12 protein-coding genes are annotated in these 14976 nt (G+C 37.2%); 4 read left to right on the forward strand and 8 right to left on the reverse strand.

Annotated elements, in window-relative coordinates; genetic code table 11:
* Positions 1 to 264: integrase core domain-containing protein (locus BMY85_RS12010; RefSeq protein ID WP_143066379.1), on the forward strand; the 264-nt coding region annotated here is incomplete at its 5' end.
* A gap of 228 nt (positions 265 to 492) precedes the next feature.
* Here the strand turns inward: BMY85_RS12010 and BMY85_RS12015 are convergent.
* Positions 493 to 2019, reverse strand: a complete 1527-nt coding sequence (locus BMY85_RS12015; RefSeq protein ID WP_177180771.1) for an AMP-binding protein — start codon at positions 2017 to 2019, stop codon at positions 493 to 495.
* A gap of 480 nt (positions 2020 to 2499) precedes the next feature.
* Here BMY85_RS12015 and BMY85_RS12020 point away from each other — a divergent pair, with 480 nt between their 5' ends.
* Together BMY85_RS12020 and BMY85_RS12025 are read left to right on the forward strand one after the other, a co-directional pair.
* On the forward strand, positions 2500 to 3219 hold the full coding sequence (locus BMY85_RS12020) for a tRNA threonylcarbamoyladenosine dehydratase (RefSeq protein ID WP_092478524.1): 720 nt from the start codon (positions 2500 to 2502) through the stop codon (positions 3217 to 3219).
* Entirely contained in the window at positions 3206 to 4033 is an 828-nt protein-coding gene (locus BMY85_RS12025; protein WP_092478525.1) for a tRNA 2-thiocytidine biosynthesis TtcA family protein, read from the forward strand. The genes BMY85_RS12020 and BMY85_RS12025 overlap by 14 nt, the downstream gene beginning before the upstream one ends.
* A gap of 60 nt (positions 4034 to 4093) precedes the next feature.
* Here the strand turns inward: BMY85_RS12025 and BMY85_RS12030 are convergent, their stop codons facing one another.
* The 4 genes from BMY85_RS12030 to cysK all read right to left on the reverse strand — a co-directional run bounded on the left by BMY85_RS12030 (position 4094) and on the right by cysK (position 7546).
* The gene (locus tag BMY85_RS12030) at positions 4094 to 4924 is read right to left on the reverse strand and encodes a MetQ/NlpA family ABC transporter substrate-binding protein (protein ID WP_330387282.1); all 831 of its coding nucleotides are present in this window, start codon (positions 4922 to 4924) and stop codon (positions 4094 to 4096) included.
* Between the two features lies 1 nt (position 4925).
* Positions 4926 to 5615, reverse strand: a complete 690-nt coding sequence (locus BMY85_RS12035) for a methionine ABC transporter permease (protein WP_092478526.1) — start codon at positions 5613 to 5615, stop codon at positions 4926 to 4928.
* Positions 5615 to 6424: a methionine ABC transporter ATP-binding protein gene (locus BMY85_RS12040; RefSeq protein ID WP_092478527.1), complete on the reverse strand. Its 810-nt coding sequence runs from the start codon at positions 6422 to 6424 to the stop codon at positions 5615 to 5617. The genes BMY85_RS12035 and BMY85_RS12040 overlap by 1 nt, the downstream gene beginning before the upstream one ends.
* Before the next feature lie 195 nt (positions 6425 to 6619).
* Positions 6620 to 7546 (reverse strand): cysteine synthase A, encoded by a 927-nt coding sequence (gene cysK, locus BMY85_RS12045; RefSeq protein ID WP_092478528.1) that lies wholly within the window; start codon positions 7544 to 7546, stop codon positions 6620 to 6622.
* A 213-nt stretch (positions 7547 to 7759) separates the two neighbouring features.
* On the opposite strand from cysK, the gene fliK reads away from it, so the two are divergent.
* Entirely contained in the window at positions 7760 to 9637 is a 1878-nt protein-coding gene (gene fliK, locus BMY85_RS12050) for a flagellar hook-length control protein FliK (protein WP_092478529.1), read from the forward strand.
* 48 nt (positions 9638 to 9685) lie between these two features.
* On the opposite strand, the gene BMY85_RS12055 is transcribed toward fliK, so the two are convergent.
* From BMY85_RS12055 to BMY85_RS12065, 3 genes are all read right to left on the reverse strand, one after another.
* On the reverse strand, positions 9686 to 10120 hold the full coding sequence (locus tag BMY85_RS12055; RefSeq protein WP_092478530.1) for an RrF2 family transcriptional regulator: 435 nt from the start codon (positions 10118 to 10120) through the stop codon (positions 9686 to 9688).
* Between the two features lie 105 nt (positions 10121 to 10225).
* The gene (locus BMY85_RS12060) at positions 10226 to 13090 is read right to left on the reverse strand and encodes a rhamnogalacturonan lyase family protein (protein WP_092478531.1); all 2865 of its coding nucleotides are present in this window, start codon (positions 13088 to 13090) and stop codon (positions 10226 to 10228) included.
* A 287-nt stretch (positions 13091 to 13377) separates the two neighbouring features.
* Positions 13378 to 14889: a methyl-accepting chemotaxis protein gene (locus BMY85_RS12065; protein ID WP_177180772.1), complete on the reverse strand. Its 1512-nt coding sequence runs from the start codon at positions 14887 to 14889 to the stop codon at positions 13378 to 13380.
* Positions 14890 to 14976 lie beyond the last annotated feature (87 nt).

Raw genomic sequence — 14976 nt, forward strand, 5'->3', positions numbered from 1 at the left:
CAATTTACCTCGAAAGAGTTCAGCGATTTCTGTAAAAAGAAGAATATTCAGCAAAGTATGAGCCGTGCAGGCTGTCCATACGATAATGCTCCAATGGAACGATACTACAATACGTTGAAAAATGAGCATATAAATCTGTTCACCTATAAAACAAAGGAAGAACTGGACATGGCGGTAAAAGAGTTTGCTTATGTATGGTACAATCATGTGCGTCCACATTCCTATAATCAAGGGCGTACCCCATATGCAGCAAGGAGTGCATAAAATTTTATACACTAGTGTTACAATTTTGCTTGACTAGAACATATTCTATTTTTTAATGAATAAAATATCTTAAGTAAGAAACTTATACTAGTATACCACACTTTAATGTAAAAAACATAGATGATAAATCAAAAATATTTAAAAATATAGTATTATTTTATCTTTATATACATAACATGACATTTTTTCATCATATATTCTCTATTATTCTATTTTCCTTCATAAAAATCACTCTACTACTAATAGTATTCTCGAAGAATTTACATCTCCTCTTTTCACTTTTCCTGTGTTTCCCCGAGGAATTGCCTCGACAAAATAATATTTTTCCGGACATAGCGTACGCATTTTCTTTTGAAAAAACAGTTTGCGTATTTTCTTTATCATTTCTTCGCAATTATGGAGTTCCTTTGCCACCGCATATGCAACAATCTTTGATTCTCCATCACTCGCTTCAGTTGTTACAACTGCCTCCTTAATACCTGGCTCCTCCAATATTACCTCTTCAATAGGCAATGCACTTTGCCAGACACCATTTACTTTAAATATATCCGAATACCGCCCAACATACCATAAAAATCCATCCTCGTCTTTATAACACATATCACCAGTATTTATGCCATGCTCCGTCAGTACTTCTTTTGTCAGTTTATCATTTTTCCAGTACCTGCTCATTAAACTTCCACCTTTAACGAATAAGGTTCCTGCCTCTAAAGGTTTTGCTAATTGTCCTTCCTTATTTCTTATTTCTGCCATATACCCCTTAATGGCTTTGCCCATGCTTCCATACCGCATTGTATCTGCTGTATTGGAAATTACCACAGTCAGCATTTCCGTAGATCCGTAACACTGGTATACTTCTAATCCTGTTTTATTTTTCCAGTCAATTGCAAGTTTCTTCGGCAATGACTCTCCTGAAGAAGTGCATATCTTACAGCTTGCAAATGCAGTTTTATCCTCATTAATAAGCATTAATAAAGATAAATATACCGATGGAACTGCCTGAAACTTAGTAACATGATATTTTTTAATAATATCTGGAATATCATACATGTCATCTTCGCTGTTAATCACCAGACTTGCACCTTTGGACAAAGGAATATACAGTCCACCTAACCCATAAGCAAATGACATTTTTGAATGCGTATAAAATACATCACTGGAATTTGTATCTAAAACATATTTTCCATATGTTTCTGCTGCTACTGCTATATCCGCATGGCTATGCACTGCTCCTTTGGGTATTCCACTGCTTCCTGACGTAAACAGAACAAAGGCTTCATCATCCTTTTTTGTTACTGCTGCCTGAAAACAATCTGGCATGGAATAAATCTCATCTTTTAACTCCTCATAATTTCTTGCAATATTATTTACCCCTGTTTCTTTTAGAGATTCAAATAATCCTGAATTTGTAAAAATTTTTATAGCATCTGTTCGTCCAGCAATCTCCTCCACTTCCATTCCGGACATTTTGTGATTAATTAATACAGGAATTACTCCTGCTTTTAATGCACCCAAAAAAAGGAAAACAAATTCCGGACAGTCCTGCATATACAGGACAATGGCATCACCTGCCGATATATTGGATTTCAAATAATAATTTGCGTACTTATTAACATATGTATTTAAATCCCTGTATGTGTAGGCCACATCGTTATAGTACAATGCCACCTTAGTTTCCAAATCAAGTCCTAAGTTATCATGTTCTAATAAGTACTGGCTTGCATTAAATTGTTCTGGAATTTTCTCGTATATCATAACATCCTCCAATCTTAATAAATCTCTATTTCTCATTTTTATATCTGTTATGCTGTTTTTAAATGAAATATTTTCTAAGATTAACTATCTTTTGTAGAATGTCAAATATAATATTATAAAATGCTAAAAACTATAAAGACATATTAGAATTCGTGCAGCTCTCTCTCACGCACTAGAACATCATTAAGTATTAGTTAAAAAAATTTTTCCTTCAATAATACTTACTTTAACTGGAATTATATATTATAAGACATAGTATAACACATATTAGGGAAAAGTAGTATAAATTTATAAAAAGAATGTTTTTTTTTTATTTTCATCCATTCTATATCCTTCATTCACTTCTCTAATAAGATTTTGTCCTATATAAACATCTTTCACTCCCTGTAAATGCGATTTCCTTTTATTTCTACTCTTGCTTTTCCCACAGCTTCCGATATAATATTTCTTGTACTAATTACAATTTGAAAGGAATTTACAATGGAAACAGAATTTACAAGAACAGAACTCTTGTTAGGAAAAGATGTCCTTAATGCCCTTGCAAGCAAACGTGTTGCTGTATTTGGTGTTGGCGGAGTTGGCGGTTTTGCCTGTGAAGCACTTGCAAGAAGCGGTGTTGGTACTCTTGACCTATTTGATAAAGATACCGTATCCATAAGCAACTTAAACCGTCAGATTATTGCAACCTATGATACAATTGGTACCTGCAAAGTTGATGCCATGAAGAACAGAATTGCAGGCATTAATAAAAATGCAACGGTAAATACCTACCCTGTATTCTTTCTTCCTGAAAATGCAAATGAATATGATTTTTCCCAGTATGACTATGTAATTGATGCTGTAGACACCGTTACAGCAAAGCTGGAAATCGTGATGCAGGCCAAAAAAGCCGGAACACCTGTAATCAGTGCCATGGGGGCTGGCAATAAATTAGACCCGACCAGATTTGAAGTAGCCGATATAAAAAATACTTCTGTCTGCCCTCTTGCAAAAGTAATGCGGAAAGAATTGAAAAAAAGAGGCATCAATAGCTTAAAAGTGGTATATTCCAAGGAACAGCCTCTTGTTCCTAAATATGAAGCAAAACCTGATACCAGAAAAGTTGCACCAGGAAGTGTTGCTTTTATCCCTAGTGTGGCAGGATTGATTATTGCAAGTGAAGTCATAAAAGATTTAGGAGGACTAAATGGAACGTTATAAAGAGATCGAACGAAGCATCATCAAACGTTTCCGTAAAGAAATCTGGCGGAAATTCATATCTGGAATCAATGATTATGATATGATTCAGCCAGGGGATCGCATTGCTGTCTGTATATCAGGCGGCAAGGATTCCATGCTTCTTGCCAAATGCATGCAGGAAGTACAAAGGCACGGAAAAATGGATTTTTCATTAGAATTTATCGTAATGGATCCTGGCTACAATCAGGCAAACCGCCAGAAAATCATTGATAATGCCAACATAATGAATATACCTGTTAAGATTTTTGATTCGGACATTTTCAATATCGTACATGACATTGAAGATTCCCCTTGTTACTTATGTGCCAGAATGAGACGTGGCTACCTTTACCGTTATGCAAAGGAACTTAAATGCAACAAAATCGCCCTGGGCCACCATTTTGACGATGTAATCGAAACCACTATGATGAGCATGATGTATATGGGACAGTTTAAAACCATGATGCCAAAACTTCATAGTACCAATTTTGAGGGTATGGAATTAATCCGTCCTCTCTATCTTGTAAAGGAATCTGATATTAAATCCTGGGTTCGGTATAATAACTTAGATTTTCTGCAGTGTGCCTGCCGCTTTACCGAAAATACAGATAAAGGCACTCAAGATTCCAAGCGTCAGGAAATGAAACAGCTAATAGAACAGCTTAGAAAAGTCAGTCCCGTAATTGATATGAATATTTTCCAAAGTGCCCACAATGTAAATATTAATACAGTAATTGGCTACCAGTATAACAGTGAAAAACATGACTTTTTAGAATTGTATCCTGATATGAAATAATGCTTACGTGCAAAAGGCAGATGCCAAAGCCTATATATGGCTTGCATCTGCCTTTTTTACTTAAAATACTGGAATAACTGCTCCACTATATTTTTCCTCAATAAAACTTTTTACTTCATCACAAGTGATCGCTTCTGCCAATGCTTTTGCTTTTCCAGAATCTTTATTTTCTTCTTTTACAACAACAATATTGGCATAAGTGTCAGCACCTACCGATTTTGCATCTTCAATTAAAAGTGCATCTTCGTTTACATTTAAGCCTGCCTGCATTGCATAATTTCCATTAATAACCGAAAAATCAACATCTTCCAATACAAGAGGTGTCTGAGCAGATTCAATTTCCTTAAAGGAAACATTATGTGGATTTTCTACAATATCATTTATTGTTGCATTTAGTCCAGCATTTTCTTTTAACTTAATAATTCCGCCTGCTTCTAACATCTGCAATGCTCTTGCTTCATTTGTAGAATCATTTGGTACTGCAATTGTAGAGCCATCCTTTATATCCTCCAGGCTTTTCGTTTTTCCAGCATATAAACCATATGGTTCATAATGAACTTTTGCAATGCTAACCAGATGTCCTTTATTTTCTTTATTAAAGTCATCTAAGAATGGCTGGTGCTGGAAGAAATTTGCATCCAGGCTTCCATCTTCTGTTGCTTCATTTGGCTGTACATAATCTGTATATTCTTTCACTTTTACTGTATAGCCTAACTCCTTAATTTTTTTCTGGAACGCATCCGAGTTTAAAATTTCCGCATGGGGCTGAATGGTAGCTCCCACAATAATTTCTTTACTGCCGTTTCCATTTCTATTTCCACATCCAGTAAAAATGGAAATGCTCCATACAGCAGCAAGTGTCAGTGCAGCAAATCTTTTCATTTTTCTCATACTATTTCTCACCTTTCTTACGTTTATCAATTTTATTGGAGATGTATTGTCCAAGACTTTGTATCATCTGTACAATCAAGACCAAAAGCACAACTGTTGCAATAGCAACATCTGTTTTACTACGATAATATCCATAACGAATGGCAATATCGCCTAAACCGCCACCACCTACAGCACCTGCCATTGCTGTACATCCAACAATGGTAATAGCCCCAAGGGAAATCCCCAGTACAAGGGATGGCATTGCCTCAGGCAGCATTACTTTTCTTATTATCTGCATATCAGTAGCACCCATAGCACGTGCTGCTTCAATAACACCATAATCCAGTTCATTAAATGAATTTTCTACAAGACGTGCCATAAAAGGTGTTGCGGATACAATCAAAGGAACGATTACCGCATCTGGCCCTACTGTAGTTCCTACTAACAGTCTCGTAAGTGGTTTTATGATAACCAAAATAATAATAAACGGAATAGAACGCCCAATATTTACAATAGCACCTATGATTCTATTTACCACTGGCATTGGATGAATTCCATTTGGTGCAGTTACTACTGAAAGGATTCCGATTGGATATCCTAAAATACATGCTGCAAAAGTAGAAAAAACGGTCATATAAAGAGTATCTGAAATCCCCTCCCATAGCATCATTCCAAATTCTGCCATAAAATTTTGAAACCAGACTGCCATTATTCGTCACCTCCTAAAAGACGTTTTGTTACTGGTGACGACGGATTGGAAAATACCTTATCTGTATTACCAGTCTCTACCACACGTGACTGATCAAGTACAGCAACTTTATTACATATTTTCTTAACAACATCTATTTCATGGGTAATAATCACAATGGTAATATTTCTTTCTTTATTAATCTTTTGCAACAGCTGAAGAATTGATTCCGTAGTCATGCTATCCAGTGCAGAAGTTGCCTCATCACATAACAAAATAGAAGGATAGGTTGCAAGTGCTCTGGCAATAGCAATTCTCTGTCTTTGCCCCCCGCTTAACTGGGCAGGATAAGCATTTTCCTTATGATGCAAATCTACAATTTCCAAAAGTTCATCCACTGTTTTCTTCATATCAGCCTTTTTGGCTTTCTTTTTCCTAAAGTAGCTTAATTTTGCATATTCCTCTTGTGTATATCCATCGGGAAGATAATCCTTTGGCGGAATCAGCTCCAAGCCAAAACTGGCATTTCTACGGACATTTCTTTGCATATGCAGGTTAAAGCTCTGAAAAATCATTCCAATATTACGACGGTATTTTAACAATTCTTTTTTCTTCAATTTCGTTATATCCGTTCCATTTATTAAAATTTCACCTTCTGTTGGTTTTTCAAGTAAGTTTATGCAACGAATTAAAGTGCTTTTACCAGCACCGCTCATTCCAATAATACCAAAAATATCGCCATCCTCAATAGTTAGACTGATATCATTTAGAACTCGCTGTGCCGAACTGCCTGTCCCAAACTCTTTTACTAAATTTTTGATTTCTATCATTTTGTTCCTCTTTCTTCTATGTGATGTGATCTTCCAAACTGCATGGAAGCTATTCCCAAAGTGCTGGTTTGCCACATTTTTAGACAACATAAGTGTTTCTAGTATATAATTGATGTGAATGTTTGTCAATCTACTATATCCTTACAGTTTATCCACTTAATTTCACAATAGAAATAATCGTATCTTATTAAAAAATCAGAACAAATCCGTAGACAGATACCGTTCTCCTGTATCAGGGAGCAGTACTACAATCTGTTTTCCTTTATTCTCAGGACGTTTTGCCAGTTTTACTGCTGCATGCAATGCGGCACCTGAAGTAATTCCAACTAAAAGCCCCTCTGTCTTGGCTGCAGTTCTTGCAGCTTCATATGCCTCTTCTGTAGAAATGGTTATTACTTCATCGACCACATCGGCATCATAATTATCTGGAATAAAATTGGCTCCAATTCCCTGTAATTTATGTGGTCCCGGTTTTCCACCTGAAATAATAGGAGAATCCCTAGGCTCAATGGCAACTACCTTCACATCTGGATTTTTCTCCTTTAATCCTGAACCTGTTCCCGTTACCGTTCCTCCTGTTCCAACTCCAGCTACAAAAATGTCTACCTGTCCATCTGTATCTTCCCAGATTTCTTTGGCAGTGGTTTCTTTATGTACCGCTGGATTAGAAGGATTGGAAAACTGCTGTGGAATCATAGCATTCCCGTATTTTCCCTTCAATTCTTCGGCTACTCGAATCGCTCCACTCATACCTTCTGCCGCTGGTGTAAGTACAACCTCTGCACCTAATGCTGTTACTATTTTACGCCTTTCCAGACTCATTGTTTCTGGCATTGTAAGAATAAGGTGCATTCCTTTTGCTGCCGCTACAAAAGCTAATCCAATTCCCGTATTTCCACTAGTTGGCTCAATAATAACCGTTTCTTTATTAATCGTTCCATCCGCCAGAGCATCTTCAATCATAGCATATGCCACACGATCCTTTGCACTTCCTAAAGGATTAAAATACTCCAGCTTTGCAATAATCTCTGCATCATAACCATAATGTTCCTTTAGATTATCCAAAGCAAGTAATGGTGTATGCCCAATTAAGTCTGTTAATTTCCTTGCTATTTTTGGCAATCAAACCACCCTTTCTATTCCCTGTATTCATACTAATTTAGTATACTTTTTTATATCATATTTATACACCAAAGAATGGTTCTCTGTCAATATTTTTTTCATGCTCTATGTAAAAAATGATTTTTGACGATATAATATAATAGAAAAATGTTACTATAAAAACAAAATGGGTTTCCATTTTACATGGAATATAAATAGAAAGGTTGAGACACGATGGATTTATCAAGCAGGAAAATCGGCACTCCTATAAATCAGCGAAATACCACAAGCCAAGGAAATAGAACAATTGGGAAAATGCAGCATTTTGGTGACCGCGTTGCCATGAGACATCTGGCAGAAGGCCAGTTTATTAAGGGAGAAGTAACAGATTTAAGAAACAGCCAGGTTTCCATTCTATTAGAAGACAACACTCAGGTAGTTGGACGTTTAGACAATGTAAACTGGCTCTCCATTGGTGATGTTGGAACTTTTAAAGTGCAAAGCATTGAAAATGGTTCGATTAAACTGCAGGCCATCCCTTTAAGCGATTCTGAAATAGAAAACAATACGATGTTCAAGGCCTTAGAAGAAGCAGGTCTGCCACACAACAGCCGAAACCAGACCATCGTCCTGTCTCTCATCCGAAATCAGCTTCCTATTACCAAGCCTAGCATTCAGAATATTTTACGCCAAAGTTATGAATTAAAAGAAGCAAGCATCAGTACGATTGTCCTCTTAAACAAATATCACATTCCAGCTACTCATGAAAATGCATCCCAGTTCGAGAATTATTTATGTGGCAATCATGCTCTTTCCAATGAATTAACACAATGTTTAGACAATCTTCCATCTTTATTCAGGGAAATGGCTCTTTTTGCAGATTCCAGCATGCAGTCCTGTACTAAGGAATTCCTTTCACTGATTCATTCTTCAGAGGCATTTGCCACAGAACAGGCTGGTGAATCCTTTTACGAATTCACTTCTGGAAAAGTGAAGAATGAAATCCTCTCCATCTTAACTGATTTCGGTTTATCCAGTGAAGACGCAGAGGCAATGACACAAACCCCTGTTGCAATCTCTGCATTAGTAGATGCCATTGATGCTTCTTATAACAATGCATTATCAATTGATGCCAGAAACCAGAAAGAAGCAATGTCCTCTCTTTCACCAGAAGAATCAGCGAATCCTTTAGCCGTGCAGGAAGCATTATCCGAAATTCCAAAGACTATTGATGCATTTGACCACCCTGAATTCCAGAAAATACAAAGTGCATTTCAGGATTATTTACAGTCAAATCAGGTAATTGGAGGCTTCTTTGATGAAGAAACCTGTAAAAAACTTGCTCAGTTTCTAGAACAGAATCCTAATGCGCACACTCTCTCTGAACATGTAAAAACAGGTTCCGCAACTTTAAACCAGCTTATGGAAGGAATCGAACAGACTGTGCCTTTTGCAAAGACGGAATCCCTTCAGGAATTGTTTGTATCGGATGCGTTTACCTTTCTTGTATCCCACTCCTTGAAAAAACAGTGGGCTCTCTCTCCAGATGATATACGAAACAAAGACCGTATCGGACATTTTTATCAGAAGGTTTTAAATCAGGCAAAAGGAATCCAGAAGATAATGGAAAGCATTTCACCAGAGTTTTCTGAAAGCATTTCAGGGGAAAGTTTATCTTCTGTTAAAAACAACATCCAGTTTATGCAGCTGCTAAACAACATTTTTCCATATGTACAGCTGCCATTTCAGATGAATGGCCAGACTGGTAATGGTGAATTATATGTATACACCAAAAAAGAGGATTTAAAGAAAAATCCTCATCAAATCACGGTACTTTTACATCTGTCCCTTGAACATCTTGGGAAACTGGATGTACACATCACCAAAAACGGGCTTATCTTAGAAAATAAGTTTTACATTGAAAATGATCAGAGCAAGCGGCTTCTCAAGAAAAACATTCAGCTTCTAACGGATCACCTTCAGGAATTAGGCTATTCTGTAACCAATGATTTTAACTCAAAGGAAGCGAAAACCGATTTACTGCAGAGTTTTATTTCCCAGAAAGAACCCGCCCATGCCATAAAGCGTTATACTTTTGATATTCGTGCTTAAATGGAATATAGCGGACTTTCTTATCAAATAACAAAAGCTGTTATGCAATCAAATTACATAATAGCTTCCTTTTTGCATCTGTAAATCCACTAAGTCCTGTAATGTCATATGATCCACTACACCACTTATTGCATCATTTAACCGTTTATACACTTCTAAAGTTGCACACTGTTCTGCCCGGCTACATTGATTTACTTCATCATCTAAACAGGCAACTGGAGTTAAGCTTCCTTCTGTTAATCTTAAAATCATTCCAACCGTATAATCTTTTGGATCTTTTGCAAGGCGGTATCCTCCTTGTGCTCCCCTTACGCTTTTTACATATCCTGCGTGATTTAATATGGAAATGATTTGTTCTAAGTATTTTTCAGATATTTCCTGTCTCTGTGCTATGGTTCGTATACGAACTAATTCTCCCCCACTATTTAAAGCAAGATCCAGCATTAAACGTAATGCATACCTTCCCTTTGTTGATATTTTCATAGTTATCCTCCATGTTCTATTAGCATCTAGATAAATCATATCAGATTACTTCCAAAAAAACAAGGAGTGTAATGAAATACACTCCCTGTTCCTTAAGATTCCTTATTAGAATGCAGTATCTGTTCCTTCATAGCTATACCATGTACCATTTACCTTATAAGAAAGGGTATAGTTTAATTTAGAAGGTACAGAACCATTTCCACCATAACCAAATGTCGTGCTTCCATTCACACCAATTGCTGCATTGTAACTCTCTGGTGTAAGTGTAATTGTACTTCCTGATGCCGCCTTCTGTGCACACCAGATGCTATTTATGTCTGCTTCCTGTGCATTTAATTCAATTTTCCAGTCTTCCACATTGACTGTTCCTGCATTCTCAAGCTTTACACTCATGGTATAAGCTCCAGTCCAGCTGCTTGCAAAAGCATCTAAAGTTAATACGGATGTACTTGTGGCTGGTGCTTTGCTTGGTTCTGCGCTTGGGGCAATACTTGGCACTACACTTGGATTTGGTGCCACGCTAGGTGCTATACTTGGGCTTGGTGCCACACTAGGTGCTATACTTGGACTTGGTGAAGGTTTGTCTGTTCCGATTTTTTCAAAATACCATCTCTGGCAGGCATGTCCCGTATAAGGCCATTGCTGTACATTTGCTCCAGAATTAGTATAGGCATTTACTACCTCAACACAGCTCTGCGAACCTGTAATCTTAGTAAGAATCGCATAACTGCCATCTGTCTGCTGTACTAGTTCGAATTTCTGATTATCAGAACCTTGGCTTATATATAACGCAATGTTCGTACCATTATCTTTTCTTCTTCCATAAACATCCATTACAAATGTTTTTCCATCTCCAACCAAGGAATAGAACGTATAATATCCGCTGGCATCTTTTTCAATTCTCCAGCTATTGTAACTGCCTGCCGAAGAAGCCCCCCATTGCTGAATATTGGTGTCATTGGCAGCCACCCCATTATTTACATCCAGATATAATCCACTGTTTACATTACGGACCATATAAACACCATCTGTAAGTTCACCTGTTTCTGGCATTTGTGGCTCATTAGATGGAAATGCTGCCGAGCCAATGGATTTCAGCTTATAATTTCCAGCCGTATATATAGCTGGCTGGCTTGGAGTTCTCATGTCTTCACCAATATAATAGCTTGTATGTGGTGGCTGGTTGTATGCTACATTCTGCCATGCAACCGCTTCACGGTACTGACGGTCAGACATTAATGTATATAGCTTATGGCTGGTTACATCTGTTGTGGTATAGATACGAAGTGCTGTATCATCATTGGCTGCCCAGATAACTTCTTCTCTCCAGTCACCTAAAATATCTGCTGATAAAGTAGGAGTTGCTTTTGTTCCATTACAGGAATGTACATTTGCACCAGACAGAATTGTATCTACACGTTTTGTATTGGAATTCCATTTACGGATGGTAGTCTGGTCAAGGCCTTCCTGATACAAATCTGCATCCCATAACATAGAAAAGTTCTGTCCCAGTCCTTTTAAGTTAGAATCAATTACATTTCCTCTGCTATCATATGCGTTATCGGCTAAACATACATATGGCTGATATTCTTTTGCTGCATTTAAAATAAGTCCACGTCCAATATCTTTGGAACGTTTATAACTCCATAATGTAGTACCTGTTCTAGCATCTCTCATCTGAACGCTTTCAATGTTGGAAGCTTTATTTTCATGCACCATAAAGATTTCCTGACCTGCACGGTTTGGATCAAAATCCCCGCAGTGCAATGCATCACCATGGCCTTGTCCTGTTCTGTAAAGCCCTCTTCCATTGTGATCAATTACACATGCACCATATACGATTTCATCAAATCCATCGTTATCTACATCTGCAATTGATAAGGAATGGGCTCCTTCACCACGGTAATTTGAATTCTGGGAACCATCAGCTGTAAATGTCCACTGTTTTGTAAAGTTTCCATTTGCCCATTTGTATGCTACGAGCATAGATTTTTCATAATAACCACGACATTCAATCAAACTTGGTGTTCTTCCATCTAAATAAGCCACACCACATAAAAAACGGTCTACACGGTTTCCATATTTATCTCCCCAGTCACTTACATTGCCACGGGCTGGCTCATAATTAATAGTTTTCATGGCCTTACCTGTTGCCCCGTTAAACATTGTCAAGTATTCATTTCCTGTTAGTATGTAGCCACTGGAATTACGGTTGTCTGCATAAGCATTTCCTATAACGGTTCCTGATCCATCTTTTGTTCCGTCTGCAGTTTTTAATGCCAGTTCCGCTTTTCCATCTCCATCAAAGTCATAAGCTGCCATCTGGGTATAATGGGCACCAGCACGTATATTTTTTCCTAAGTCAATTCTCCATTTCTGAGTTCCATCCAGTTCATAGCAGTCTACATATACATTAGAAGTATAGCCAGATTGCGAATTGTCTTTTGCATTAGACGGATCCCATTTCAGAATAATCTCATAAGCACCATCTCCATCAACATCAGCAACCGTGGCATCATTAGCAGAATACGTTACTGTAGTTCCATCCTGATATACATTGGCTGGTTTGTTCAGTCTAACATCCTTATACTGGTTTCCCCATCCTTTCACCACATCAGATTCTGTTACTTCTGTACCATTTACCACACTTCTTACTATGTAGGAATTATTTGTATTGCCGCCTGCATCAAAATAGTTGGTTGAATCTGTGATTGGACCAGCAATTTTAACTCCATCACGGTATACGTTAAATGATGTGGCATAGTTTTCTGTTCCTAATAATCTCCAGGATAGGAAAATGCCATTACCTGATTTTACTGCAACTAAACCTCTGTCTAATGATTCCATCTGCCATGAGGAAGCTGCTTCCACTTTGTTACTTGCCTGTGGAACTGCGGTAGTGCAAAGGCTTGCTACCATCACAGCCGCACTGGCACCTGCAACGAAATGACTCCATGTTCTTTTTCTCATAACCCTTCTCCTTATCATCTTTTTTAGTCGCAAACTCTGTACAGAGGGCTTTTTGTCGTGCTCTGTAAGGTTTACGCTATAATTTATTTTATACTATTTAAAGAAAGATTTCTAGATTCTCTCTGTTTTTATTCCTATTATGTAGATTTCCAGGTATGTACTGTCATACTGTATAGCCTTACCGTAATTACGCCTCCATTTTGCTTTTAACAAAAAAACATACATGTACTTTTACCATCTTAATGATAGTCTGTTACATGTATGTTTTATCCATTTATTCCTATCTGCTATCCTTGTACAACAACTGCCAGTTCTTCTGCCATAGCCTTTATGGCATCTACCAGCTGTTCCAGCTGATTTGTAGTAGATATGCCTGTTTTTACTGATTTGGACACTTCATCCAAAGAATTCTGGTTATCTTTGCAGATTCCCGTAATAGAATCAACAATGTCAACAATAATGCTTGCACTGCTTTCAATATTCTTCGTATTATTCAATATCAGCTGCATGCGGGCCGCCATGTTTTTCGTCGCATCCATTACTTTCTGGGAAGAATCTTCTGTCTTTAAGATTACTTCCTTTTGTTCCGCATGCACTGCTGAAGTCTGAGTCATTGCATCTACTGCTATTATATTCTGCTGCAGAACTTCCGCTATAATCTCTCTGACATTTTCAAGTGTTCTCTGGGTCTGCTGTGCTAATTTACGAATTTCTTCTGCTACAATTGCAAAACCTTTTCCTTGTTCTCCCGCCCTGGCAGATTCAATTGCCGCATTTAAGGAAAGCAAATCTGTCTGTTCGGAAATCTCTGCAATAACGTCTACAATGCCATCAATTTTCTTCGTTTTATCTTCCAGCTGACGCATAGCTTCCTGACAGATTCCAATACTGTCTGTTGCCTGTTCCATTCCTGCTGTAACCTGCTGCATATATGTTCTATTCTGGTTAGACAGTTTTTCAATATTGGTAAACATGTCTGCTACTTCTTCACTTTCTTTCGCTAAAACCCGAATATTTTCATAGATTTGTGTAGTATTGCCTTCAGCTTCCTCTAATTGATCCATAGAATTATTAATGCCAACAATAACGGTATCTGTATTTTCTGAGATTTCATTATTTACTCGAATTGTACTTTTAGTAGCATCAGTCAATGTTTCCACCTCATTAACTAACCCTTTAGAAACTTCTGTAGATTTTTCAGATAATTTTTTCATATGTAAGAGCATTTTTTCCTGAGCTTCTGCACCCATAAGAGAACTAACCATATTATCTGTCCTCTTTCCTAGTGAAACAAATATAAATCCAATAGAACCCAGCATTAAAACATGTGGAAAACAGTTTTTTACAAATAATGATTTTACACCATAATAATTACGATCCTGCACAGTATTTAAAAAATAAGCTAAAATTTTTGCTGCTGTAGAAGCAAGCACTCCAAGAACCAGTGCAAGCCAGTTGAGTTTTGGATTAAAATATACCGATGCCAAAACCATAGGAAGGAAAAACATAATCGTGACGTAAAAATTCAAGGCTGTCCCAAGAAACAAAATAAACACACACGAGCCTATAATCGCCACATACTTCATCCACCACTCATTTTTCTTAAATACATGAAGAATAATTGTTGGGAGCATAAGTAAAACGATGCTGCCTACACATGAAACTACCATAACACGCTGCTCAACTGAGAATATTCCTACTGAATTCAGTGTAACTGCTAAAACTGCACATACTCTCATAACCTTTGCAACATAAACATTTGCTGCTAGTTCATTTTGCACATTTAGATTATTATCCATCCTTATCCCCATTTCATAAATATTTTACTTATATTCTATCTCTTTTTTCTAAAAAAGTACATATTTATTTTATACTTTTTTAAAGAT

Source organism: [Clostridium] polysaccharolyticum (genome assembly GCF_900111595.1).
Taxonomy (GTDB): Bacteria; Bacillota; Clostridia; order Lachnospirales; family Lachnospiraceae; genus Clostridium_AI; species Clostridium_AI polysaccharolyticum.